The sequence below is a fragment of the Streptomyces sp. NPDC048671 genome (assembly GCF_055587045.1).
Genome location: NZ_JBVJHB010000010.1, coordinates 131,500 through 155,413 on the forward strand (window position 1 = coordinate 131,500; position 23,914 = coordinate 155,413).

Here is a 23,914-nt window from a genome sequence, read left to right on the forward strand (position 1 = left end):
TCCCGAGTGCCGCCCGGCCCGCCGGGCGGCACACTTTCACTTACGTACACGTACGCACGTCTGAAGCAACGAAACAGGTAGGTCATGGCCGGGAACAGCCAGCGCAGGAACCGCCGCACGTCCAACAAGAAGGGCATGCAGGTCGGCAGCGGTGGTCAGCGACGCCGTGGTCTCGAAGGCAGGGGACCGACGCCGCCCGCCGAGGACCGTAAGAAGCACAAGAAGAACCGTATGGCGACCGCCAAGGCCAAGCAGGCCGCCAGCCGCCGCCCCGCGCCCCGGCGCGGCGGCGCCAAGGGCACCTCCGAGATGGTCGTCGGCCGCAACCCGGTCTTCGAGGCGCTGCGCGACGGCGTCCCCGCCACCACCCTGTACGTCCAGCAGTACATCGACAACGACGAGCGGGTCCGCGAGGCCCTCCAGCTCGCCGGCCAGCGCGGCAACATCAACCTGATGGAGGCCCCGCGCCCCGAGCTCGACCGGATGACGAACGGCCTGAACCACCAGGGCCTCGTCCTCCAGGTCCCGCCGTACGAGTACGCGGAACCGCAGGACCTCACCGCCGCCGCGTACGACAACGGCGAGGACCCGCTGATCGTCGCCCTCGACGGCGTCACCGACCCGCGCAACCTCGGCGCCATCGTCCGCTCCGTCTCCGCGTTCGGCGGCCACGGCGTGGTCGTGCCCGAGCGCCGTGCCGCCGGAATGACCGCCGGAGCGTGGAAGTCCTCCGCCGGGACCGCCGCCCGCACCCCGGTCTCCAGGGTCACCAACCTGACCCGCGCGCTGGAGGCGTACAAGAAGGAAGGCATCACCGTCGTCGGCCTGGCCGCCGACGGCGAGCACACCGTCGAGGACCTCGAAGCACTCGGCGGCCCCGTCGTCATCGTCATCGGCAGCGAGGGCAAGGGCCTCGGCCGCCTCGTCGGCGAGACCTGCGACTACCGGGTCCGCATCTCGATGCCCGGTGGCGCCGAGTCCCTGAACGCCGGTGTCGCGGCCGGCATCGTGCTGTACGAGGTCGCCCGCCGCCGCGCCTGAGGGTCTGCCGTGCGTGAGGGGCTGCGGCGTCTGAGGTCTGCCACGCCTGGAGGTCTCCGCGTCTGAGGTCTGCCACGCCTGTGGAGGTCTCCGCGCCCGAGGTCTGCCGTGCCCGAGAGTCTGCCGGGGTGGCCGTCGGCCGCCGCCCCGCAGGACCACCCGCACGGGCGGCGGCCGACGGAGGAAACCCCCGGCGCCCGCTGCCCCCGGACGGCCCTGTCGGGGGGCGCATGGGGCCGCGCGTACGCCCCGCCGCGCCCCGCCACCACCGGTTGACGGGCCTCGGACACTTCGACACCGTCAAGGCAGTGTCCTAAACACACATCACTCGGTTAGATGAGTGTGGACACCAGAACGCCTCGGTTCGACGAACAACCCGCCCTGAGCATGACCAAGGTGGACTGCGACCCTGCGCAGGTCATCGTCAACCACGCCAGCTTCCGGGTGCGGCTCGCACCCGGCCAGCGCGCACGGCTGCGCGGTGTGACCCCCGCCGGTGCGCCCAGGATCCCCGTCATGAGCGGCCCCGGAGCGGGGCGCGGCCGGCGCGCCCCCGTCGTGTGGAGCGGCAGGTCCGCCCCCGGCGACCCCGGCGCCACCGGACTGCTCCAGGCCGTACGGAACTCCACCGCGGGCCGTCCCGGTGTCACGGGCCACCCCGACACGGCGTACGACCCCTACGAGCCGTACGAGCCGTACTCCTCGTACGAGCGTGAAGGCGGGCGGGGCGGAGTCGGCACCCAGCTCATCCCCCGTCTCGAAGAGACCCAGCCCACCCCCGTCATCGGCGGCTCCCGGCCCGGCGGGCCGCTGCTGCCTCCGATGCGGCAGGCGGTCGGCGCCTTCGACCCCGTAGAGAGCGGACCCGGACCGTACGCCGCGGACGGATACGGCCGGGACGGTGACGACCGGGACGGATACGGCCGGGGCGGGGCGGGCGGATACGACCGGGACGGTGAGGACGAATTCGACGTCACCGACGCCCGCGACCGCCGCCAGAGCACCGACTCGGTCCGGCACGCGTACTACCCCGGCCGCCGGATGAATCTCGGCGTCGTCCTCCTGCCCATGCGGGTCTTCCTCGGCTTCATCTCGATCTACGCCGGCATGGGCAAACTCTGCGACCCCGTCTACTTCGACGGCGGCGACCGCGGCTCCATGGTCAAGTGGCTGACCTCGCTGCACCCCTGGGCCCTCGCCGAACCGCTGCGCGAATTCGCGCTCTCCCACCCCGTCGGCGCCGGACTGAGCATCGCCTTCCTCCAGGTCGTCGTCGGGGTCCTCACCGTCCTCGGCCTCTGGCAGCGCGTCGCCGCCTCCGTCGGCGCACTCCTCTCCGCCGCCCTCCTGGTCACCGTCAGCTGGCGCACCGTCCCCGTCTACGACGCGCCGGACATCATCTACCTCGCCGCCTGGAGCCCCCTGATCATCGCGGGCGCCCCCGTCTACTCCGTCGACGGACGCCTCGCCGGAGAGGCCTGGCGCAAGCTCGGCCCCCGCTCCGAGATCTGGGACCTCCGCCGCCGCGTGCTGCGCCGCGGCGCGGCCGTCGCCACCGTCGTCGTCGGCCTCACCCTGCTCATCGGCTCCATGCTCGGCGGCGCCGTCCGCTCCTCCGGAGTCGTCACCGTCCCCGGGCCCAACGGTGTCCCGACGAACCAGCTCCCCGGCTCCCCGCTCCCCGAGAAGTCCCGCAGCGGCGGCAAGGCCTCGCAGACCCCGGCCGGCCAGCAGCCCGCCCCGTCCCGCAGCACCGCCCCCAGCACCCCGTCCGCCAGGGCCTCCACGCCCGCCACGGGCACCGTCCGGGAGTCGGGCCAGGCAACGGCCGGCACGGGCCGGCCCAGCGCCACCCAGGGCACCGGCCAGCAGCCCCCGCAGCAGACGACCCCCCAGCAGCCCCCGTCCACCAGCGCCGGCCCCAGCTCCTCCGGCCCCGCCGGAGGTCCCGGCGGGGGCTCCGGGGGAGGTTCCGGGGGAGGCTCCACGGGAGGCGGCTCGGACCCCGGCGCAGGCTCCGCCGGCGCCACGGACGGCTCTGGCGGCGGAAGCGGTAAGAACCCCATCGGCGGCCTCCTGGGCTGACCAGGGCCCACCGCACCCGCACGCGAGAGGGGCGGGCACCGGAATCGGATCCGGTGCCCGCCCCTCTCGCGTGCGGGTGCGGCGGGCGAATCGGGGAGGGGAGGGCGGACGAGGGCCATCGGGCAGGGAGGACGGACAACGACCCCAGGCGACCCGGCGGCTCCCACCGCCCGTCCAGTCCTACCGCCCGTCCAGCTCCTTCGCCGCCTCCGTCAGGTCCTTGGCGGTGTCGATGGCGCGCCAGTAGGCCCCGTGCGGCAACGGGTACCCGGCCAGCCTGCGCTCCCGCGCCAGCCGCGGGAACGTCGTCCGCTCATGATCACCGCGGTCCGGCAGCATCGCCGTGAACGCCGGGGAGAACACGTACACCCCAGCGTTGATCAGATACGGCGACGGCGGCGACTCGATGAAGTCGGTGATGTGCCCGAACGCGTCCGTCTCCACCGCGCCCCACGGAATCCGGGGACGGGCCAGCGCCAGCGTCGCGGTCGCGTCGCGCTCCGCGTGGAACGCGGCCATCTCGCGCAACGAGAACCGCGTCCAGATATCGCCGTTGGTCGCGTACCAGGGCTGCTCCGGATCGGGCAGCCGGGCCGCCGCGTACTTCAGCCCGCCGCCGCGGCCCAGCGGTTCGGACTCCACCACCGTCGTGACGCGCAGCGGCAGCACCGCCGCGTCCAGCCACTCCTGCAGCACCTCGGCCAGATGCCCGCACGACACCACGGCATCGGTCACGCCCTCGGCGGCCAGCCAGGAAAGCTGATGGCCGATGATCGGAGTCCCGGTACCCGGGATCTCGACCATCGGCTTGGGGCGGTCATCGGTGTACGGGCGCAGCCGTGACCCCTGGCCACCTGCCAGGATCACGGCCTGCGTCGGAAACGTATGCATGTCAGGCACGATATGCCGTGCCCGCGCGGGACCGGTCAGCTGAACTGCGCGACACCCGAGGCGAACGACGTGTCGCAGACGGGACGCGAGAACCGGTGCGCCCGCGTCGGACCGTACTGCTCGACCGCTGCCTTGCCCAGGGCCTTCGCGATCGACATGCAGTGCCTGGCGAGCGACGGACGCCCCTCGACGGCACGCTGGAGGTCAGTCAACGCGGCGGCGGGGTCCTTCTCCTGGAGCTCCAGGAGGAGCTTGTCGCGCAGAATGTCCTGCGAGGTGCGCGGCTTGGCCCGCTTGGAGAGGGTGTGGGCCGACGCGGTCAGTACCTGGGAATCGGAGTTGTGCGCTGCCCACGGCACGCGGGTGACCGCGAGGGTCCCGGACAGGACCATGACGACAGGCAGTACGAGAGCGAGAGTTCGGCCGATGCGGCGCGCGGAGTGGGTCACGCAGTGAGCGTAGCGGGCAGTGATGAATTGGCGACATTACGTCACCCTCGCGAGGGATGGTTCGAGAGTGTTTTTCGAATCCCGTGTTGACGAACCGGAGTGAAATGACCGTTGTGCCGGGGAATTTGGCGTCCGCCGTCCAAACCCGCTGAACGCGCGTCGGCCCCGCACGGAGAACGTGCGGGGCCGACGTCGTACAGCGGGTGGTGCGAAATCAGTCGGTGAGACGCTCACCCGTCGAGGTCGCGAAGACGTGCAGCTCGTCCGGGCGCGGCACGACGTGCAGCTTGGTGCCCTTCTCCGGGACCGCGCGGCCGCCGACGCGGACGACGAGGTCCTTGTCCTGCTCGCCGACCTGGGCGGAGCCGTAGACGAAGCCGTCGGCGCCGAGCTCCTCGACGACGTTGACCGAGACGGCCAGGCCGGCCGGGGCGTCGGCGGAGTCCTTGGTGAGGGACTTCGCGGCGGCGCCGCCGTGCTCGACGATGTCGAAGTGCTCGGGGCGGATGCCGACCGTGATGGTCGTGTCGCCGCGGTCAGCGGCGGCGGTGAGCGCGGCACGGGAGACCGGGACGACGCTGTTGCCGAACTTCACGCCACCGTCGGTGATCGGGACCTCGATGAGGTTCATCGCCGGGGAGCCGATGAAGCCGGCCACGAAGAGGTTCGCCGGCTTGTCGTACATGTTGCGCGGCGAGTCGACCTGCTGGAGCAGACCGTCCTTGAGGACCGCGACGCGGTCACCCATGGTCAGGGCCTCGACCTGGTCGTGGGTGACGTACACGGTCGTGATGCCCAGGCGGCGCTGGAGCGAGGCGATCTGCGTACGGGTGGAGACGCGGAGCTTGGCGTCGAGGTTCGACAGCGGCTCGTCCATGAGGAAGACCTGCGGCTCACGGACGATGGCGCGGCCCATCGCGACACGCTGGCGCTGACCACCGGAGAGCGCCTTCGGCTTGCGGTCGAGGTATTCGGAGAGGTCCAGCATCTTGGCGGCCTCTTCGACCTTCGCCCGGATCTCGGTCTTGTTGATACCGGCGATCTTGAGCGCGAAGCCCATGTTGTCCGCGACGGACATGTGCGGGTAGAGCGCGTAGTTCTGGAACACCATCGCGATGTCCCGGTCCTTCGGCGGCAGGTGCGTGACGTCGCGGTCACCGATGCGGATCGCGCCGCCGTTGACGTCCTCAAGACCCGCGAGCATGCGCAGGGAGGTCGACTTGCCACAACCGGAGGGACCGACGAGGACGAGGAACTCGCCGTCCTCGATGTCGATCTCGAGCTGGTCAACCGCGGGCTTCGTGGAGCCGGGGTATACGCGGGACGCCTTGTCGAACGTGACACTGGCCATGCTGATGCTTCTCCTTCACCGGCAGGAACGTGCCGGACGATCCGTTGTAAGGGAGTGGTCTGGTCCACTTGAGTGAACCTTCAGCGACGCTACCTGGCCATTTCGAATCTGTCAGCAGTTCTTGGGCCATGAATATCCCCCGGCATGATCAGGCCGGATCCGGGCGGGATCCGGGCGGGAGGCCCCTGGGGCAGGCGTTAGTCCTGAGCGGTGGGGCGGACGACGATGTCGCCCACATCGACGCCGTCCGGCTGCTCGACGGCGAAGGCGATCGCACGGGCCACCGCCTCCGGCGGGATCGCGATCTTCTCCATCCTGTCGGCGATCTGTGCCCGGATCCCGGGGTCCGACAGGGAGTCCGCGAACTCCGTACGGACGAAGCCCGGTGAGACGACGGTGACGCGCAGGCTGTCGCCGGCCTCCTGGCGCAGCCCCTCGGAGATGGTGCGGACCGCGTTCTTCGTGCCGGCGTAGACCGCCTGGAGGGGGACGATGCGCAGCCCCGCGGTGGACACCGTGTTGACGAAGTGGCCGAAGCCCTGCTCCCGGAACACGGGCAGCGCGGCGGCGATCCCGTACAGCACGCCCTTGAGGTTGACGTCGATCATCTCCTCCCATTCCTCGACGCGGAGGTCGTCGAGAGGGGAGATCGGGCCCACCCCGGCATTGCTGACGAGGACGTCGAGCTTGCCGAACCGTTCGCGTGCCAGGGCGACGAGGCCGGTCAGGTCCGCGCGCCTCTTCACATCCGTGCGGGCCCAGGCGGCTTCTCCGCCGGCTTCCTCGATACGGGCGGCCAGGGCCTCCAGGCGCTCGGGGCGGCGTGCTCCGAGGACGACCTTTGCACCGCGCGCGGCGAGCAGGAGCGCTGTCGCTTCACCGATGCCGCTGCTGGCGCCGGTGATGGCCACGACCTTGCCTTCGATTCCCGACATGATCGGCAGTCCTTCCAGAAGGGGGGTGGGGGCGAGGGCAGGCAGGGGTCGTTGCCCCGGCGCATTGCCCTACAGTGAAAGTGGAGGCGCCGCCACTTCCTTCACAGTAAGTGGCGGCGCCTCCACTTAGCAAACGAAGAGCGAGAGTGAGGGAGCGTCGTTGATGTCCCCAGCCGCAGAACGCCCGCTGAGGGCCGACGCACAACGCAACCGGGACAAGATCCTGGCCGCGGCGGTCCGTGTGTTCACCGAGGAGGGGCTGGACGCGCACTTCGAGCGCGTAGCCAGGGAGGCGGGCGTGGGCACCGGCACCCTCTACCGCAACTTCCCCACCCGGGAGGCCCTGATCGAGGCGGCGTACCGCAACGAGGTGTCCCGCCTGTGCGACTCCGTCCCCACGCTCCTGGCGGCCATGGGGCCCGGCGAGGCGCTGCGCGCCTGGACGCGCGGCTTCATCGACTACGCCACCGCCAAACGCGGCATGGCCGAGGCGCTCCGCGCCGTCGTCGCCTCCGGTGCCAATCCCTACGCCGACAGTCACCGGATGATCCAGGAGGCCCTGTCGTCCCTCATGGACGCCGGTATCGCGGCCGGTGTGATCCGGTCCGACATCAGCGCGACCGACATGTTCGCCGCCCTCGCCGGAATCGCCCTCACCTCAGCCGGCCCCGAACAGCGAGAACAGGCCGAACGCCTCCTTGACCTGACCCTGGACGGACTGCGATCCGCACCCCGTGAGCAGGGGTGAAACTTCGTGGATGGGCCAGAGGGGCGCTGTGTAGAGTGAGGGCTCGCGCGCGTGCCTTCGGCGTGCGCGGTGCCTCCTTAGCTCAGCTGGCCAGAGCAACGCACTTGTAATGCGTAGGTCATCGGTTCGAATCCGATAGGGGGCTCCGGAAAACCCCAGGACTCACTCGCCGTGACCTGGGGTTTTTCCTTTTCCGTGACCTTGCTCCTGTCGGTGGGCCGGTCCAGAGGTCCCGCTGTGCACCCCCTGGTGGCCGACCGTGGGGCCATGGTCGTCGACGGCGGAGACGAGGGTCCGACCTGCTTGTTCTGCCGCCAGGTATGGACGGAGGACCCGGAGTCCGCAGCCGCCAACTACGTTCATATGCCGGAGTCCCGGTCGGATCTGTTCCAGGGGGCGTGGACATCCGGTTCAGGTCCAGCGCTTTCCGTTTGATTTGCCTTGCAACCACTCTTCACTTATGTTGAGTCCGGCGCGGGGGGAATTCCGCGCACAATTTACGGCACACGGAGGTGATCGCATGTCATCCGACAGTCATAGTCGACCAGTCAACATGCTGATCCCTCACGGAGTGCTGAGGTAGTTTCGGCGCGCGCCTTGCCGGCGTGACGCCCGCCGCCCCTGCGTTCATGGTGATTCAGCACACCTGACCAGGGGTTTTGTCATGTTCGGACGTCTTCGCGTACCGCACCTCGCCTCTCCCCGGACGCGGTGGTACGCGGCAGGAGCCTGCGCGACGCCCTTTCCACCGTGTGACGCGGCACGCGCCCACGCGGTTTCGGACCGCGCACGGCATCCGCTCCGATACCGGCATGTCTCAGTTCCGGTTCCTGGCACGGCCCAGCCTTCCCTTTGATCTCTCCGAATCATCACGCGCTATTTCGATGCGTTTCTCAGGCATGCCCAAAAAGCCGACGTAACCGGAATGCGCCACGCACCCTATAAATTTGGATCTGGTGAACTGAATATGACCACGAGGAACGAACTGGACGACGTCCGTGGTGTCGCCGACCCCCACGCCGCCGAGCCCCACGTCACCGACCACCACATTCAGCAGCTGGAAGTGCTGCGGGACATCAAGTCCGAGCTCCAGGACTTCAACAGGGACATGGACGACCTGCGCATGCTCACCGAGCAGCAGGTGGTGGCCACCGTGCAGACCAGGAAGATCACGTCCTGGACCGCCGTCGCGGTCATCCCGGGCTCCCTCGGTTCGCTCTACGGATCGAACTTCACACACATGCCGGAGCTGGAGTACACCTGGGCCTGGCCCGCCTTCCTGGGAGGTCTGGCCGCCGCGGCCTTCACTGTGTTCGTCCTGATGAAGCGGCGGGGCTGGCTGTAGGCGGGCCGGGGCGTTCCACCGCGCGTACCACCGTCTTGGACTGACGGAAACCGGAAACCGGACGCCGTCCCGGGGCCGGCCACCGGCCGTCCGGGTCGGGAGGTGGGCCGATCCACCCCGCCGATGAGTTCACGGTCCTCAAACGGTCTACCCAACGACACGACCGTTCTCGACAGGAGTGCCATGTCCACCATCCAGCCAGTGATCATCACTGCCGACCAGGACGTTCTGCTCGGCTTCTACACGAAATTGTTCGGCGCTGAGGAGATCTTCCGGGTACCGGCGGAAGGCCCGGCCTTCTACCTCGGCCTGCGCATCGGCGACACCGACCTCGGGCTGGTGGCCAAGGAAAACCCGGGGACCGGGGCGGCTTCGCGGATCCTGCTCAGCATCGGTGTCGACGACGTCGACGAGACGCTCGGCCGGGTGGAGTCGCTCGGCGGCTCGGTCGGCGGAGGCCCCAACGACATGCCGTGGGGACAGCGCGTCGCCCACATCAAGGACCCCGACGGCAACCCGGTGAACCTCACTCAGCCGATCCCGGCCCGGTGACGCTGTTCCAACGCTTGCCGCCTGCCCGCCATGAGTGAGATTCCGAGGGCTGGAGCCTCTGGTCAACCTCGCCCGACCCCAGATCCGTGCAGGGGGCATGAGGGTGACGGCCGCCAGAGGCTCCTGGACCTGCACGAAGCCGTCGGTATTCCCTACTGCTCGCTCTCATCACCGCCCGGTTCGGAGCAGTGTGGGAAATGGGCGCTGTCTGCCGCCCTGAAGCTCTTGACGACATCCACCTTCAGACTCAGCACATCCTTCTTTCCGTGTTTCGGCCCGTAGACGACGATTGCGTACAGCTTGCCGTCCTCCACCGCCTTGAACCGGTGGTCGACAGCAATATGTGTGACGCCCTGCTCGTCGTTGTACTTGTAGGTCCGTTCGGCGTCAGCGTCCTCGCCGCCATTTACCTGAATACCAGGGGGAAGTACGTGGTATTCTTCGGAACCCCCTTTTTCCGCTTCTTCCGAGGCCTTCATCACTGATTCGGCAGGAGTTTCTTCCGATACCGGGAAGACCCTAATGTCCCAATATCCTTCACCCATGAACTTGTAGTCGAACACGCCCACCTTTCGGTTTTTGGTGGGACTTTCCTTCCAGTTTGGCGGAATCTTCAGGGAGGAGCATCCCGGCCCCTCGACTCTCGTGTATCCCAGCGTCTCGGAGGACTCGTCCTCCGAGGGGACGCCGGACGAAGGCGTCATCGCCCCTGACGTTGCTGGAGAGCTTCCACGCTCTGTTGGCGTCGCGGATTTACTCTCCGCTGCCCTGGACCCGGGCGATGCGCTGACGGGTCCGCCGTCATGAGCCACCGCCAGCGCGACCCCGGCACTCCCACAGACCAGCGCTGCCGCCAGCCCGGCCAGTCTTGCCGTCCTGGACCAACTGCGCACGCCCGGCGGCCAGTCGTTCGTCCAGCGGCTGAGGGTTTCCGGCCCCGCGTCTGCGGGCCGGGCGTTGTCGTCCACCCATCGCTGACTCTCCGCGTCGTACCTCATGTCGCCCTTTTCAGCCCAGCACTCGCCCGATGGCCTGAACCACCGGCAAGGCGGAGGTCAGCGCCGAGATCCCTGTCGTTCCCACTTCCAGGTAGCCGCGAAGCCGCTCCAGGCGGCCGGGGGACGGACTTCCCGACTGTGCGATGTCAGCGGTGATGGAGGTGATTTCGGAGCGGACCCCGTCTGTCTCCTCCGTGGGCGTCAGCAGGCGCAGATGATCGAGCAGGGCCGTCATGGCCGCCAGCAGTTCGCTTGTCGCCTCGTCGGGCACGGAGTTGGCGGGTGCCGCTTGATGGATGGCCTTGCCGTGGGAGCCCGTCGCGACGGCTCCCCCGGTGATCCACCCGATGTGGACGTCTCCGCCGCCCTGCCTCGGTTCGTTCCGGGTGCCGTCCGTCTGTCCGTCCTGGTTCACCGTGTCCCCGTCCTGTCGCTGGTGTGCTGGGCCCGGCCTCGCTCGCCGGTGGCGACCGCGCCCCCGGTGACCTGGCCGAGTGCGGTCCCGCCGCTCATGTGCCTGATGAAGAGCCCGCCGTCTCCCACGTTGACGATCTGCTGCTCGAATCGGTCCGTCCGGTAGCCGCTCTGCTCCAGAGCGTCCCGGACGCCCGAGGCGATCCGGTCCTGAACCGTCTTGATGTACCGGCTCACGTCCATCTCCTGGAACAGAGAGGAAACCGGTGTGCTGCCCATCTCCCGGACGGACTTGACGGGTGCGCCCAACGCCGCGTGCTCCGGCTCCGACAGCCAGGTCCGGAACACCATGAGGACGGTGCGCAGGGCCGAGATCCCGGTGGCCGCCGAGACGCTCGGTGCCGCGAAGAAGGCCCTGACGGCGTCGCTCGGCCAGTCCCGGGCGGCGACGGACGTGCTCGGCCCGAGGAGGAGTGCCCGCAACGTCGTGCGTGGCAGGTCCCGCACCCGGCCGGAACGCGCGGTTACGGCATCGACCTCCGCGAACTCTTCCTTGATCGGGCCGAGCACATGCGGAGCGACTTCCAGGACGAGCATCCGCCCCTGTGTGTGCACCCGTACGAAAATGGTGACCACGACCTGTTCGTCCCACGCTCCGATCCTGACGCGCAGGTAGTGGCGGCGGGCCTCCCCCGCCTCGTTCACCGACCACGCGATGTGCCGCTGAATCTGCTCGTGTCCCAAGACGGCAGCATCACCTCGGGCTGCACCGGGAGGCAGGTAGACGAACTCCTCGATCTCCAGCTCCTTGAGCCTGTCCCTGCCGGTGCTTCCCGAGGCCGCCGACTCGCGGAGGGACTCCAGGCGCGGCCTGATCAGATCAATGATGTTCCGCGGGGTGAGAGCGGCGTCACCGACGGCGCCCTGCGCCGGAATGGTCCCCTCGTCCGTGCGGCCGGCGCCCTCGTCGTTCTTGCGCTGCAACTCCAGTGCAAGCGACCATGGTTCGCGAGGCGTTCCCGCGCCGACGAAGGGGAGCCGAGGGTTGTAGACCGTCCCCTGTGCGTACTGTTCATGCGCGATGAGCTGCTGCAGCCGACGGTATCGCGCGGAGTCCGGCAGCCGAAGGCCAGGACTTCCCGGCTGTCGGCGACGGAACGCCTCCACGCTGAGATCGGCACGCAGGGTCAGGGTTACCCGAGCGCGATGCACCCATACGACGAACGCGATCAGCAGTGGAAAGATCACGCCGGCGGGGCTGCTGCTCCACCTGGGCAGAACAGCGATCCAGTAGCCGAGGTTGAGTGCCCAGAACAGGAGCGTGAGGGTGATGCCCCAGATCCTGCGCGTGGTTCGCAGCTTCCGGAACCCGGCGAGCAGCGGTGCCCCCATGTAACTGGTGAGCGAGAGGCCGGAGACGTATCGGGCCAGCAGCATGCCCAGGCACACCAGGGCGTACCAGCAGGCCCACAGGTGTGCTGAAACGGCGGCGAGGGATTTACTCAGGACCAGGTGGAAAGGCAGTGCTCCGCCTCCCGCCATGAAGAAGCCGACCCAGACAGCCAGCAACGCGACTGCGGCCATGACCTCCTGCCGCCGGGCGCGCAGCGCGTGCCCGAGAACGGACAGGACGTCAACCCCCAGCGAAGGGGCGACGATTCTTTCCTCGTGTCCGACGAGTTCGTCGACGACCTGCCGACGGAAGTCGGGGCTCAGATAACTTCCCGCGCAGAGCAGTCGGGTGGCCTCACTGCCGGTATGACGTAATGACGATCCGCTCATGGATTCCCCGTTCGGCGTCCCCTCAAGGCATTTGCCCGGTTGGGATTTTCACCGTAGCTGAGCCCCCGTCAACACCCAAACGGAATGGTGTACTGCTCTTCTAAAGAGCGGTCGCTCCAGTTGATTTCACGCCATGATCCTTTTCGCGGCGACTACCGCACAAATTGCAAAAGGCGACGCTCTCGACCGCGGCAGCCGTCAACCGGGCGGGCTTCGGCACTCTCAGGAGGGTGCGCGCAGCGCGTCGACCGGTTCCATGCGTGCGGCGCGCAGTGACGGGTAGGCGCCGGCGAGCAGGCCGACGAGGGCTCCGGCGACGGGGGCGCCGAAGGCGAGGCCCAGGTCGAGTACCGGGGTCCACTGCTTGAAGACGGCGACGCACACCACGACGGCGATGCCCAGCGCCGCGCCGACGATGCCGCCGAGCAGGCCGATCGTCGTCGACTCAAGGAGAAATTGGCCGGCCACCTGCCGTCGCGACGCGCCCAGCGCGCGGCGCAGTCCGATTTCGCCGACCCGTTCCATCACCGTCACCAGGGTGACGTTGGCGATGCCGATCGCGCCGACCACGAGGGAGACCAGGCCGAGGATGAGGAAGAGACCGTTGACGTCGCTCTGGACGCCGTCGCGGGCCTTGGACAGGTCGGCCGGTGCCACGACCGTGAGGGATTTCTCCTGTCCGGGGGCCAGGGCGATCGGCGCCTGGCGCGCCACCTGCTGGGCCGCGCCCATCGCGGTGTTGACGAGTACGCGGGTGACGTCGCGCAGGCCGAGGCGGTCCGCGGCGGTGGTGGGCGGGAGCATCACGGCGGTGGACAGCCGCTGCTCACGCTTGATGCCGTCGAGGATGCCGATGACGGTGTACGACTGGCCCTGGAAGAAGACCGCCGGGGAGTCCTGCACCCGGCTGATGCCCAGCAGCCGCGCCGCCTGGTCGCCGAGGACCGCCACCTGGGCGTGCCGGCCGATGTCGCCGGAGTCGTAGAACCGCCCAGCGGCCATCGCGCCGCGTACCCCGCTGGGAAGGTCCGCGGAGGCGGCCACCACGGCCAGCGTCTGGCCGGAGACGTCGCCGGGTGCCTTTACGTCGTTGGACCGGACTTGGATGCTGTTGGTCGTGGCGGAGTCGGCGAGGGCGGCGACCGATTCCACGCCGGTCAGCCGCCGGACCGCGTCGGTCCCCGACCAGTCCACCAGAGGTTTCGCGTCCGAACCGTCGGGCGCGGGTGGCACTGTCACGGTCACGGAGGTCGCGGTGAGTGCGTCGAACCGGCCGACGATCTGGTTGCCCGCGGTGGAGGCCACTCCGATGGTGATGACGAGGGTGGCGATGCCTAGCACGGTGCCGAGCGTGGTGAGCGCGGATCGTACGGGGCGGGCGAGTACGCCGGCGAGGGCTTCCGTCCACAGGTCTCGGGGGTCCATCCAGGGGCGTTCGGTACGGCCCCCGGCCGGTGTCCGCGCGTGGGCCGGTGTCGTCTTCGTCCTGACCGCGAGTCTCATTCGGCCTCCGGGGTGAGGTGGCCGTCGGTGATGCGGACGCGCTGTCCTGCTCGGCGGCTGACCGTTTCGTCGTGGGTGATCAGGACCAGGGTCATGCCCTGGGCACACAGGTCGTCGAAGAGTTCCAGTACGGACAGGGTGTTCTCGCTGTCCAGGTTGCCGGTGGGTTCGTCGCAGAGCAGCAGCGCGGGGTCACCGATCAACGCACGTGCGATGGCGACGCGTTGGCGTTCGCCCCCGGACAGCCGGTCGGGTCTGAAGCCTGACCGGTGTCCGAGTCCCACGCGTTCCAGTGCCTGGCGGGCGCGGGCGAGGCGGGTGCCGCGTGCGCGCCCGGGGCGCGGTTTGCGGTACGCCTCCGCGAGCATGACGTTCTCGTCCACCGTCCGGTAGGGGAGGAGGTGGAAGGACTGGAAGACGAATCCGATCCGGCTGCCGCGCAGCGCGGTGCGTTCGAGGTCACCGAGTCCTGTGGTCTCCACCCCGTCGAGACGGTAGGAGCCCGTGGTGGGCCGGTCGAGCAGCCCGAGGGTGTTGAGCAGTGTCGATTTCCCGGAACCGGACGGCCCGACGATGGAGAGGTGCTCGCCGCGCCGCACGGTCAGGTTCACCCCGCGCAGGGCGTGAACGGGCGGCTCGGAGTCGAAGGTCCGCTTCACGTCGGTGAGTTCGATGACGGTGTCCGGGCCGTCGGAGCCGTCCTGTGCTGCGGTACTGCCGGTGGCCGTGGCCGTGGTGGCGGCCGGGTCGGGGACGGAGGTCACTCGCCGACCACCACTTGGTCGCCCTGCTTCAGCGCGCTGCCGACCGGCTTCACCTCTACGAGACCCGCTGCGGAGAGTCCGACGGTGACGTGGACGTCACTCACCTTGCCGCCGCGTTCGGCCTGCACCCGCGCCTTTCCGTCGGACGAGGTCCGGATCGCGGCGAGTGGCACGACCAGTACCTCGCCGTCCGAGGCGCCGATCTTGATGGTCACCTTCACCGCGGTCTCGGCTTCGCCGGTCAGGTCGCCGGAGCCGGGTACGGAGATCCGCAGCTGGACCGGGGCCGAAGTGCTGGTGGCGTCGGCGTCGGCGTCGTCGGCTCCGGAGCCGGTGCTCTGCGATGTCGTCCCGGCGGATCCGTCACCGCCGTCCTCCGTTGCCGTCGTCGAGGACGCGGCGTCGGCGCCGATCGCGGACACCGTGCCCTGTGCCTTCTTCCCGTCAGTCGTCGTCAGCTCGACGGCCATGCCCTTCCTCAGCAGTTCGGCGTCCGTGCCGGGAACGGTCGCCTGTACCTCCAGGTCGGAGCTGGTGACAGTGCCGATCGGGCCGGACACGGTGTCCCCGGTCTTCACGGTCACCTTGTTCAGCCGTACGGGCAGCTTCGGGAAGAAGACGAGCTCGCCGGCCGCGACCTTCGTCCCGTAGGAGGCCTGGAAGGTGCTGAGGGCGGCGTTGGCCAGGTCCAGCGTCTTGCGCGCGGAATTGAGCTGCAGCTGGTGGATCTGCGCGTCGGTGCTGGACTGCGGGTTCGGCGAACTGGAGCTGGACTGCGGGTTCGGCGAACCGGAGCTGCCACGCGTGCCTGCTTTTGTCTCCGTCTCGCTGCCGCTGCCGCTGCCGCTGGTGACGCTGAGGAGCGTCTCCTGGGCGGCGGACACCCCCTGCTGCAACTGGCCCAGCTGCTGCTGGTCGTCCGCGCTGGGCTTCTGCGCTTCGTAGCCCTTGCTCGCGTACCAGCTGTCGACTGATGCCGCAGTGCCCTGGCGGTAGTTGCCGCTGATCGATCCGGGGTCGAACCCGAGCCGCTGCAACGCTCTCTGGAGCTGCTTCACATCGTCGCCGGAGGCACCCGGGCCCAATGCGCGGTACATCGGTACGGATCCGCTCAGCGCGAGCACCGGACGGCCGCTGACCGTCATCAGCACGTCGCCCTCCTTGACCGTGGTCCCGGAGACGGGCGCTTTGGTGATCCGTTGCTCCCCCTCGTCGCTCGCCCCGGTGCCCACGGGACCGGCCAGCGAGAGCGGACGTGGCGAGGCGAACTCGACGGACCCCGTCGCCACCACGGTCGCGGTGAGGGACTGCCGCTCTACCGCTACGGTCACCGGGCCGGCCTTCGGAGCGTTGTGCGCGGCGGCGGCATCGGCGGGGGAGCGCACCTGCGCACCGGCGAACCAGCCGCCCGCCCCGATCAGGACCACCACGCCGACCAGGGCGCCCAGCCGCTTACGGCTGCTGAGCCGGCTCATGCGCCTTCACCCCAGTAGGGGTGGGCCTTCTCCTTGGGGAAGTACGCGGCCCGGAACTTCTTTCCGCACTCCAGGTCCTTCAGGGAGATGTCGATTTCCTTGGTGAGCAGCGGCAGAGCGGTCTCCTTGGCCATGCTGAAGTGGTTCTCCGGTACGTCTTGGGCCAGCCGGACCATGCTGACCATGCCGGTCGGCTGGGTGGTGCTGACCGCGATGCCCTGCCCCTTGAGGCAGGTGGCGAACTCCTGTGCAAGCTGAACCAGTTGGGTGTCGCCGTTGAGCTCAAGACCGTTGGTGCGGTTCTCTTCCTGCCTGGCCTCCCACGCCTTCTTCTCCTCGGCGGCGCTGAGAGCCGGTCCGTTCGCCGCTTCCGATCCCTTGAGTTGGCAGCCGCCGATCTTCTCTTCCGCCTTGGTCTTGGCCGGGGGGCCTGACAGCGCCTCCGAGTAGGCCTTCTGCTGGGCGGGGGTGAGCCCCTTCTCGTCCTCGTCGTGAGTGAGTACCTTTCCTGACCCTCTTCCCGTCACGTCGGAGTGGGGGGCGTCGTGGCTGTTCGGGTACACGGCGGCCGAGTAATTGCCGAACCCGTACTTCTGCCGGGTCTTCTTCGCCTGCGCGTAGTCCTCCCCGTCGCTCCAGCTTTCGGTGGCGCTCGCCGATGCCACATGCGGTGTGAAGACGAATCCCTGCTTCTTCATGCAGGCCGAGATGGCGTTCTGCTCGATGTACTCCTTCTTGGTCGCGTCATCCGCGTCATCCGGAACGGTGAGCTGCGTGGCCCCGTCGGCGTTGGTGCTGCTGTTCGAGGCGTTCGAGGAGGTGGGATCCGCGCCGGCCTTGTCGCTCGAACCGCCGCAGGCGGCGAGGAGCGGCAGGAGGCCCACCGCCAGGGTGGTGGCCACGGAAACGCGGACTTTATGCATGATGATCAGACCTTTTCTCTTGCCGCGCCGGGACAACGGGAACGGGGACTCGAAGCCGTCGCATGGTGTGCGGTCACGGCGGTCGATCCTGGGCGCACGGTGTGACGGGAGCTGGCCCGGAGTGTGATGAAACGGCAACAGCCGATCCGCCGAGGCTCGGCCCGCGAGTATGTGATCATCTGGTAACAGCCGCTGACCTGCGCGTTCTCGTGCGGATACTGAGCGCATGCCACGTATCCTGCTCATAGAAGACGACCGCGCCGTTCGTGAGGGCATCCAGCTCGCCCTGCGCCGTCAGGGACATGACGTCGCCTGCGCCGTGACGGGCGAGGACGGGCTGGAGCAGCTGCGGTCGTTCCTGCCGGATGTCGTGGTGCTCGATCTGATGCTGCCCGGCATGCCAGGGCTGGAGGTGTGCCGCCGCGTCCGCGCCGCCGACGACCAGGTCCCGGTCATCATGGCGACCGCCCGGGGCGACGACGTGGACATCGTCATCGGACTCGAAGCGGGCGCGGACGACTACGTCGTCAAACCCGTACAGGCCAGGGTGCTCGATGCTCGTATCCGTGCCGTCCTGCGACGGACCGGTGGGGCACCCGCCGACGGTCACATACCGAAGATCGAGACCCACGGAGAGCTGACCATCGACCGGGCCTCACTGACCGTCTCCCGCCGGGGCGTGCCGGTCGCACTGGCCCCGTCCGAACTACGGCTCCTGCTGACCCTGTCCGCCTCGCCCGGCCAGGTCTTCAGCCGGCAGCAGCTCCTCGAAGCGGTATGGGAGCACAGCTACCACGGCGACTCACGGCTGGTGGACGCCTGCGTCAAGCGGCTGCGCACCAAGATGGGCGAGCCCCCGGGGGAGCCGTACTACATCCGGACCGTGCGCGGTTTCGGCTATCGGTTCATGTCCCGGTGAAGGCTCCACGGCTGCTGCGCGGTCTGCGCGGCCGGCTGATGGTGGCCTTCTTGCTGGTCGCCTCCGTCGCCACCCTGACCACCGGCGCCCTGACCTTCCGCGAAGCACGCACCGGGGTGCTCCAACAGAGCCAGGACACCGTGATCCAGCGGTTCCGCGACCATGTCAACGGCTCTGCCCCCTCCCTCGACTATCCCCCGACCCAGGCCGAACTGGATGTGTTCGTCATGAACGTGGCCAGGTCCGAACCGTCGGGAAACTGGCGCATATTGGCCACCTACGACCATCTCAGCGCCACCTCCGCACCGCAGGACCGGTTCAGCGAGCTGACCCCCGACATGCGCGAGGCCGTGAGCTCCCGCAAGAGCACCGTCTTCCAGCGTGTGACGAGCAGTGGCCGGCCCGCACTGGTCGTCGGCCTGCCGGTCACCTTCGACTCCAGGCAGCGGCCCACCTCCGTCGCCTCCGGCCTCGATGTCTTCCTGACGGTGCCGCAGACCAACGAACAGGGCTACATCCAGGCTCTGGTCCCTGCCGTGGAGCGGGCCACGGTCCCCGCACTGATCCTCGCCGTACTGCTCGCTCTGCTGGCCGCCCGCGGAGTACTGCGGCCGGTACGCGAGCTGCGCCGCGCCACCCGCAGTGTCGCCGAGGGGCACCTGGACACCCGGCTCGCCGTCAACGGCTCCGACGAACTCGCCGATCTCTCCCACACCTTCAACGAGACGGCGGCGGCCCTGGAGGAATCGGTGGCCGAGCTGCGCCGCATGGAGGCACGTGCCCGCCGCTTCGCCGCCGACGTATCGCATGAACTGCGCACCCCGCTGGCCGCCATGTCGGCGGTCACCGACATCCTTGACGAGGACGCGGCCCAGCTCGCCCCCGACACCGCCACCGCGGTTCGGCTCATCAGCGCGGAGACCGTCAAGCTGGCCCGCCTGGTGGAGGACCTGATGGAGATCTCCCGCTTCGACGCGGGCGCGGCCGGACTGCACCTGGACGAGATCGACCTCGCCGATTCCGTCCGCCGCACCCTGGCCTCCCGTGCCTGGCAGGAGAAGGTGGACACCCAGCTGCCCGGTCCCGGCGAGATCCGCGGCCGTCTCGACCCGCGCCGCCTTGACGTGGTCGTCGCGAACCTGGTCGCGAACGCCCTGCGCCACGGAGCGTGCCCCGTACGGCTGCACCTGTACGCGCGCGAACACCCGGACACGGGACGGTGGGCAGTCATCGAGGTACTGGACAACGGACCGGGCATCCCCGGAGATGTCCTGCCCCACGTCTTCGACCGTTTCTACAAATCGGACACCGCCCGCGCCAGAACCGAGGGCAGCGGTCTCGGACTCGCCATCACCGCGGAGAACGTCCACCTGCACGGCGGCACCATCGACGCGGCGAACGGTCCGCACGGCGGCGCCGTCTTCACGGTCGAACTCCCGCTGTGGCCCGACGAGACACCATCCGAACCACAGGAGGGGAGCCACCCATGAGACCGGCCCACCGGGTCGCCCGGCCCGCGCTGCTGGCCGCGGCAGCGCTCCTGCTCTGCGCCTGCGGCATCCCCACGACCGGTGTGGTGGAGGCGGGGGAGAGCGCCACCGGTATCCGGCCGGCTGCGACGGTCTACTTCCTCAAGAACCGGGCTCTGACCGCGGTCCCCCGCAAGGTTGGCCGGCGGGCCGAGGTCGAGGGGGCCGTGGCAGCCGTGTTCAAGGGACCGGACAGCGCGGAACGACGCGCGGGCCTGACCAGCGGACTACCGGCGCTGGTGAACGATCCGACGGTCCGGACCGAAGGCGCCAGGGTACGGATCGAACTGGACTTTGACACCAGGCCACAGCTTTCGGCGGCTCTCAAGCTGCTGTCCGTAACCCCCTCCCTCAACCAACTGGTCTGCACGGCCGCCGGAGCCCGTCAGGCCGAAGACCCGGACATCGGATCTGTGTCGGTGACCGTGACAGCCTCCGCGGGGGATGCCAAGGGCCGCTGGAGAGCCGAGGGGAACAGCGGCACGGGGTGCTCCAACGCACGCCGGGCCCCCGGCGCTGCCTCCCGGCCCGGATAGAGGACCGCGTGCGCGCGAGCGGATTCCCCGATCACGCTGCCCATGAGGACGTACGAAGCCTTGTGCTGCCGGCACCTGTGGCCGGACGTGTAAACGGTGTGCACCGGCGGTGGGCGAGAGTGCCGGCGGGTGCTTGCGGTCGGCGCTCGCCGGGTCTGCGGAGCCGTTGTGAGTCAACCGGGAAATCGCTTATCGAGTTCAGCCAGGCGCTGGTTGATCGCCGCTGTCTTGCTGTGGCCTCGCTGGTTGCCGAGCGCGTCGAGTGCTGACTGCAACGCGCTGTGTGCCGCAGCTGCATCGCCGGAAGCGACCAGTACATCGGCCAGAACCGTGTTCGCTTCCGACACCTCGTCCAGGTCCTGGATGCGGGCAGCGGTGGCGGCGGCCGAGCGGAGGTGTTGGGCCGCCGAGTCCATTCGTCCCAGGGCGAATTCGGCGCGCCCGAGGCCGCGCAGGGCTTGGGCCTCCTGGTGGGGTGCGCCGATGTTGAGGGTGATTTCCAGCGCCTCTCGGTGGTACTTCAGGGCCTCCCCGGCATTGCCGGCCGCACGGTGCGCCTCGCCGATGCCCACGAGAGCCTCGCTTTGGCTCTTTTTGTCGCCCAGCGACTGGAACGTCTGGAGTGTGTCGAGGTACAGGTCCAGAGCCGTGTGCGTCTCACCGAGTTCCATGAGGACATCGGCGAGGCTGCTGCGTACGGTGGCCTGGTCGTACCGATTTCCGCCCGAATCCAGGAACGCCAGGGCCTCTTCGAAAGCGAGGCGGGCGGATTGGAGGTCACCGTTGCGCAGGTGGTGGTCGCCCACGTTGTTGAGGACTTTGGCAGCCGATGCCCTGTCCCCCGTATCCCTGAATCCGGCCAGAGCCGCTTCGAAGTGCTGGTGGGCTCGGTCGTTCTGACCGAGGAAGAGCAGTGTGACCCCAATGTTGCTGTTCAACCGGGATGTCTCCCAGAGGTCGCCGGATGCCTCCTGGATGGCAAGCGACTCCTGGAAGGTCCGCAGCGCGGTCGTGTTCTCGCCGCGGCTCCAGCCGAGGGTGCCCAGCATCCGTAACGCTTCGCCCTCCGCCTTGCTGTCGCCGCCGGAGCGGGCGATCTCCAGTGCTCGGGTGCCGGTCTCGCCGGCTTGCGGGTAGCGTCCGGTGCTCGTGTGAACGGCGGTCAGGCCGAGCAACGCCCGGCAGTAGCTGGCTTCTGGGCCGTGCCGCAGCCAGTACGTGCCGGCTCGCTGCAGTACGTCGCCCTCGTCGTGCCAGTGGCATTCGGCGTCGAGGAAGCCGGAGAGCGAGTAGCCGAGCCGGGCCGCCCGCTCGGTGTCGCCGTGTGTGCTGGAGTGGCGTTCGGCCGCCAGGAGGTTCCCGTGCTCTGTGCTCAGCCATGCCTTCGCCGCGTCCGGGTCCGGCCACGTGGGCAGGTGTGGTCCGGGGTCACCAGGTGGAGCGTCGATCTGTAAGCGGCGAGGGTAGGCCAGTTGGTCGGCTCGATGGGCCGCGTGGAGGTAGTGGTGCGTCACGCGGTCCTGAACCTGCGACCGGACGGCGGAGGTGTCTTCTGCCGCGGCGAGTTGGCGCGCGAAAACGCGCAGCAGGTCGTGATATCTGTACCGGTCGGGTGTGGGTTCCCTCAGCAAGTGGCAAGCGAGGAGCGCTTCAAGCACCCGCTCGGTGGCGCTGCGTGTCAGGTCGAGCATGGCTGCGGCGACTTCGGGGGTGAAGTCGGCGCCGGGGTGGAGGCTGAGCAGGCGGAACGCGGAGCGCTGGACTTCGGAAAGGTCGCGATAACTGAGGTCGAAGGCCCGAGCCACATCGTTGTCCGCGTCGTGGATCTCGCCCAGCCGGTCCGGCTCGCGGGACAGCCTTTCGCTCAGCGTCGTCAGGGTCCAGGACGGGCGAGTACGGAAACGGTTGGCCACCAGCTCGATGGCCAACGGCAGCAAGCCGCACTGTTCCGCGATCAGGCCGACGACCGCTGTCTCCTGTGTGCGCTCCTCGCCCGCGAAACTCCGAAACAGCGCGATCGCATCGCCGGTTGACATCACATCCAGAAGGAGGGACCTCGCCTCGGGAATGCCCGTGAGATGCCGCCTGCTGGCGATGATGACCAGGGACGGTGAGCCGGCCGGTAATAGGGGTCTGACCTGAGTGGCACTCGCGGCGTCATCGAGAACCACGATGGCACGGCGTTCGGCCATCATCGCCCGCCACAGGGAGACTTGTTCAACTGTCTCGACCGGGATGGCTGAGGCGGGAGCACCCAGCATGCGCAGCAGCGTGGAGAGCGCTTCACCTGGGCTCATCGGTTCCTGAGCGGGGGAGTGGGCGCGCAGGTTCAGATAGAGCTGCCCATCGGGGAAGCGTGAAGACAGTCGCTCTGCCGCGTGCACGGAGAGAGCGGTCTTGCCTACGCCCGGCATGCCGCTGACCGTCTCCAGGGAGACCACCGACCCGTTCGCGGTCACCGTGTCAGTCAGCGCTGCCAGCTCGCGGTGCCGGCCTACCAGAGGCGGTTGGTGCGGCAGGGCCCTGGGCGTGGCGGCAGACGAACCGGCAGCCGTCCCGGACGGTGTGACCACGGGCGTGGCGGCCCTGTTGCTCGGCGCGGTGAGTGCCTCTACCAGCTCGGCGACCGGTCGTCTGTCCAGTACCCCCCGGTGCAGAAGGTTGAGTTCATCGCTCGGACGGGCTCCGTACTCCTTCAGCAGCCGGTGACGGGCCTGCTGCAGAATCCGGAGCGCCTCCACGAACCGCCCGCTCCCGTAGTACGCCACTGCCAGTTGGCCGAGCAGCGTCTCGTCCTGGGGATGTTCTTGAGCCAGAGCCGGTAACTCGCTGATCAGTGAGACATAGTCGCCCAGCCTCAGTTGGGCCGCACTCCGCGTGATGGTCGCGGCAAGCCGATGTTCGGCGAGCGAGGTGCGCACCGTCTCCGCCCACAATCCAGGCAGTCCTGAGAGCGCCTCTCCCCGCCAGAGCGCATCCGCACTGCGCAGCAATTCCACGGTTCGCTCTTCGGGTTCAACGGCTGCTGCCTCCACCAGACGTTGATAGCGGTACCAGTCCACTCCGTCAGGTGGCATTTCCAGCTCGTACGTGTGGGCGCGACCGATGATTCTCGGCGCAGCCGGGTCATCGTCGACACGTTGGCTCGTGCCGGCATCGGCGCCGGCGCGTCGTATGCGCCTGCGCAGCCGGGAGACATAGGTGTGGACGCCGGCCCGCCCTCGTGGCGGGGCATCCCCCTCCCAGAGCCTGTCCATCAACGTGGCCAGAGCGACCGGGCGCCCCACGTCGAGCGCGAGTGACGCGAGGACGATCCGCTCCTTATCGGATCCGAGGTCCACCCAATCGCCTCGCAGCCCGAGCAGCACAGGCCCGAGAATGTGAAATTCCACCAGCGCTGCCCTCCCGCTGGATCGCCCAACTAGGGCCATGAGCATGACACGCGGTGACCAAGGTCGCCATGTGGCGACCGAGTCTGGCCGAAACGCCGCCCTTTCCTGGACTGGCTTGCTGTAGCGGGCGTTTCGGTCGCACACATTTCCGGGCGGCTGCTGAGATGTGTAATCTGTATGATTAAATACTCAAGTCTTTACAATGATTAACGTGCTATTTCGGCCATGGCGTTTGCCGGTGGTCAGAGGCGCTGTTGGCGTGATGCCCTTCGGAATACTCCC

20 protein-coding genes and 1 tRNA gene are annotated in these 23,914 nt (G+C 68.7%); 9 read left to right on the forward strand and 12 right to left on the reverse strand.

From position 1 onward, the window contains the following. Positions 1-84: 84 nt before the first annotated feature. Positions 85-1,041, forward strand: coding sequence for a 23S rRNA (guanosine(2251)-2'-O)-methyltransferase RlmB (rlmB, locus tag ACZ6S6_RS21510; RefSeq protein WP_362959567.1), 957 nt, complete (start codon positions 85-87; stop codon positions 1,039-1,041). Between the two features lie 336 nt (positions 1,042-1,377). After that, positions 1,378-3,126, forward strand: a complete 1,749-nt coding sequence (locus tag ACZ6S6_RS21515; protein ID WP_469706606.1) for a DoxX family membrane protein — start codon at positions 1,378-1,380, stop codon at positions 3,124-3,126. A gap of 180 nt (positions 3,127-3,306) precedes the next feature. On the opposite strand, the gene ACZ6S6_RS21520 is transcribed toward ACZ6S6_RS21515, so the two are convergent. From ACZ6S6_RS21520 to ACZ6S6_RS21535, 4 genes are all read right to left on the reverse strand, one after another. Then, the gene (locus tag ACZ6S6_RS21520; RefSeq protein ID WP_362959562.1) at positions 3,307-4,017 is read right to left on the reverse strand and encodes a nucleotidyltransferase family protein; all 711 of its coding nucleotides are present in this window, start codon (positions 4,015-4,017) and stop codon (positions 3,307-3,309) included. A gap of 35 nt (positions 4,018-4,052) precedes the next feature. Beyond that, the gene (locus ACZ6S6_RS21525) at positions 4,053-4,466 is read right to left on the reverse strand and encodes a hypothetical protein (RefSeq protein ID WP_362959560.1); all 414 of its coding nucleotides are present in this window, start codon (positions 4,464-4,466) and stop codon (positions 4,053-4,055) included. 214 nt (positions 4,467-4,680) lie between these two features. Next, a complete protein-coding gene (locus ACZ6S6_RS21530) occupies positions 4,681-5,817 on the reverse strand; it encodes an ABC transporter ATP-binding protein (protein ID WP_362959558.1) in 1,137 nt (378 codons plus the stop codon). 197 nt (positions 5,818-6,014) lie between these two features. Continuing rightward, complete coding sequence (locus ACZ6S6_RS21535; RefSeq protein WP_362959555.1) at positions 6,015-6,752, reverse strand: SDR family oxidoreductase; 738 nt, start codon at positions 6,750-6,752, stop codon at positions 6,015-6,017. A 163-nt stretch (positions 6,753-6,915) separates the two neighbouring features. On the opposite strand from ACZ6S6_RS21535, the gene ACZ6S6_RS21540 reads away from it, so the two are divergent. The 4 genes from ACZ6S6_RS21540 (at position 6,916) to ACZ6S6_RS21555 (ending at position 9,397) form a co-directional block, all read left to right on the forward strand. Next, entirely contained in the window at positions 6,916-7,500 is a 585-nt protein-coding gene (locus tag ACZ6S6_RS21540; RefSeq protein ID WP_469706607.1) for a TetR/AcrR family transcriptional regulator, read from the forward strand. 71 nt (positions 7,501-7,571) lie between these two features. After that, positions 7,572-7,645: transfer RNA gene (locus tag ACZ6S6_RS21545), tRNA-Thr, on the forward strand. An 822-nt stretch (positions 7,646-8,467) separates the two neighbouring features. Then, entirely contained in the window at positions 8,468-8,845 is a 378-nt protein-coding gene (locus tag ACZ6S6_RS21550) for a CorA family divalent cation transporter (protein ID WP_469706608.1), read from the forward strand. A 183-nt stretch (positions 8,846-9,028) separates the two neighbouring features. Next, the gene (locus tag ACZ6S6_RS21555) at positions 9,029-9,397 is read left to right on the forward strand and encodes a VOC family protein (protein WP_362959545.1); all 369 of its coding nucleotides are present in this window, start codon (positions 9,029-9,031) and stop codon (positions 9,395-9,397) included. Positions 9,398-9,549: 152 nt separating this feature from the next. Here ACZ6S6_RS21555 and ACZ6S6_RS21560 read toward each other — a convergent pair whose 3' ends face one another. The 7 genes from ACZ6S6_RS21560 to ACZ6S6_RS21590 form a co-directional block, all read right to left on the reverse strand. Continuing rightward, positions 9,550-10,365, reverse strand: a complete 816-nt coding sequence (locus tag ACZ6S6_RS21560) for a hypothetical protein (RefSeq protein WP_469706609.1) — start codon at positions 10,363-10,365, stop codon at positions 9,550-9,552. Between the two features lie 40 nt (positions 10,366-10,405). Then, entirely contained in the window at positions 10,406-10,810 is a 405-nt protein-coding gene (locus ACZ6S6_RS21565) for a hypothetical protein (protein ID WP_362959539.1), read from the reverse strand. Further along, positions 10,807-12,591 carry a hypothetical protein gene (locus ACZ6S6_RS21570; RefSeq protein WP_469706610.1) on the reverse strand — a complete coding sequence of 595 codons (1,785 nt, stop codon included), beginning with the start codon at positions 12,589-12,591 and terminating at the stop codon, positions 10,807-10,809. Before ACZ6S6_RS21570 ends, ACZ6S6_RS21565 begins: the two co-directional genes overlap by 4 nt. 222 nt (positions 12,592-12,813) lie before the next feature. Next, the gene (locus ACZ6S6_RS21575) at positions 12,814-14,094 is read right to left on the reverse strand and encodes an ABC transporter permease (RefSeq protein ID WP_469706611.1); all 1,281 of its coding nucleotides are present in this window, start codon (positions 14,092-14,094) and stop codon (positions 12,814-12,816) included. Then, complete coding sequence (locus ACZ6S6_RS21580) at positions 14,091-14,768, reverse strand: ABC transporter ATP-binding protein (RefSeq protein WP_362959780.1); 678 nt, start codon at positions 14,766-14,768, stop codon at positions 14,091-14,093. The genes ACZ6S6_RS21575 and ACZ6S6_RS21580 overlap by 4 nt, the downstream gene beginning before the upstream one ends. A gap of 86 nt (positions 14,769-14,854) precedes the next feature. Next, entirely contained in the window at positions 14,855-16,333 is a 1,479-nt protein-coding gene (locus ACZ6S6_RS21585) for a peptidoglycan-binding protein (RefSeq protein WP_469706612.1), read from the reverse strand. Then, entirely contained in the window at positions 16,330-17,235 is a 906-nt protein-coding gene (locus ACZ6S6_RS21590; protein ID WP_362959528.1) for a hypothetical protein, read from the reverse strand. Before ACZ6S6_RS21590 ends, ACZ6S6_RS21585 begins: the two co-directional genes overlap by 4 nt. Positions 17,236-17,482: 247 nt before the next feature. Here ACZ6S6_RS21590 and ACZ6S6_RS21595 point away from each other — a divergent pair, with 247 nt between their 5' ends. The 3 genes from ACZ6S6_RS21595 to ACZ6S6_RS21605 are packed head-to-tail and all read left to right on the forward strand — an operon-like array spanning position 17,483 to position 20,240. After that, positions 17,483-18,175 (forward strand): response regulator, encoded by a 693-nt coding sequence (locus ACZ6S6_RS21595; RefSeq protein ID WP_469706613.1) that lies wholly within the window; start codon positions 17,483-17,485, stop codon positions 18,173-18,175. Positions 18,176-18,213: 38 nt separating this feature from the next. Next, entirely contained in the window at positions 18,214-19,665 is a 1,452-nt protein-coding gene (locus ACZ6S6_RS21600; protein WP_469706743.1) for a sensor histidine kinase, read from the forward strand. Then, positions 19,662-20,240, forward strand: a complete 579-nt coding sequence (locus tag ACZ6S6_RS21605; RefSeq protein WP_469706614.1) for a hypothetical protein — start codon at positions 19,662-19,664, stop codon at positions 20,238-20,240. The genes ACZ6S6_RS21600 and ACZ6S6_RS21605 overlap by 4 nt, the downstream gene beginning before the upstream one ends. 173 nt (positions 20,241-20,413) lie before the next feature. Here the strand turns inward: ACZ6S6_RS21605 and ACZ6S6_RS21610 are convergent, their stop codons facing one another. Beyond that, positions 20,414-23,632 carry an AfsR/SARP family transcriptional regulator gene (locus tag ACZ6S6_RS21610; protein ID WP_469706615.1) on the reverse strand — a complete coding sequence of 1,073 codons (3,219 nt, stop codon included), beginning with the start codon at positions 23,630-23,632 and terminating at the stop codon, positions 20,414-20,416. Positions 23,633-23,914: the final 282 nt, after the last annotated feature.

Excerpts from the sequence above, each read along its gene's own strand:
- ACZ6S6_RS21540 (WP_469706607.1), top strand. The coding sequence starts at position 6,916 with ATGTCCCCAGCCGCAGAACGCCCGCTGAGGGCCGACGCACAACGCAAC.
- ACZ6S6_RS21595 (WP_469706613.1), top strand. The coding sequence starts at position 17,483 with ATGCCACGTATCCTGCTCATAGAAGACGACCGCGCCGTTCGTGAGGGC.
- ACZ6S6_RS21550 (WP_469706608.1), top strand. The coding sequence starts at position 8,468 with ATGACCACGAGGAACGAACTGGACGACGTCCGTGGTGTCGCCGACCCC.
- rlmB (WP_362959567.1), top strand. The coding sequence starts at position 85 with ATGGCCGGGAACAGCCAGCGCAGGAACCGCCGCACGTCCAACAAGAAG.
- ACZ6S6_RS21605 (WP_469706614.1), top strand. The coding sequence starts at position 19,662 with ATGAGACCGGCCCACCGGGTCGCCCGGCCCGCGCTGCTGGCCGCGGCA.
- ACZ6S6_RS21575 (WP_469706611.1), bottom strand. The coding sequence starts at position 14,094 with ATGAGACTCGCGGTCAGGACGAAGACGACACCGGCCCACGCGCGGACA.
- ACZ6S6_RS21555 (WP_362959545.1), top strand. The coding sequence starts at position 9,029 with ATGTCCACCATCCAGCCAGTGATCATCACTGCCGACCAGGACGTTCTG.
- ACZ6S6_RS21570 (WP_469706610.1), bottom strand. The coding sequence starts at position 12,591 with ATGAGCGGATCGTCATTACGTCATACCGGCAGTGAGGCCACCCGACTG.
- ACZ6S6_RS21530 (WP_362959558.1), bottom strand. The coding sequence starts at position 5,817 with ATGGCCAGTGTCACGTTCGACAAGGCGTCCCGCGTATACCCCGGCTCC.
- ACZ6S6_RS21600 (WP_469706743.1), top strand. The coding sequence starts at position 18,214 with ATGGTGGCCTTCTTGCTGGTCGCCTCCGTCGCCACCCTGACCACCGGC.
- ACZ6S6_RS21520 (WP_362959562.1), bottom strand. The coding sequence starts at position 4,017 with ATGCATACGTTTCCGACGCAGGCCGTGATCCTGGCAGGTGGCCAGGGG.
- ACZ6S6_RS21515 (WP_469706606.1), top strand. The coding sequence starts at position 1,378 with ATGAGTGTGGACACCAGAACGCCTCGGTTCGACGAACAACCCGCCCTG.
- ACZ6S6_RS21585 (WP_469706612.1), bottom strand. The coding sequence starts at position 16,333 with ATGAGCCGGCTCAGCAGCCGTAAGCGGCTGGGCGCCCTGGTCGGCGTG.
- ACZ6S6_RS21535 (WP_362959555.1), bottom strand. The coding sequence starts at position 6,752 with ATGTCGGGAATCGAAGGCAAGGTCGTGGCCATCACCGGCGCCAGCAGC.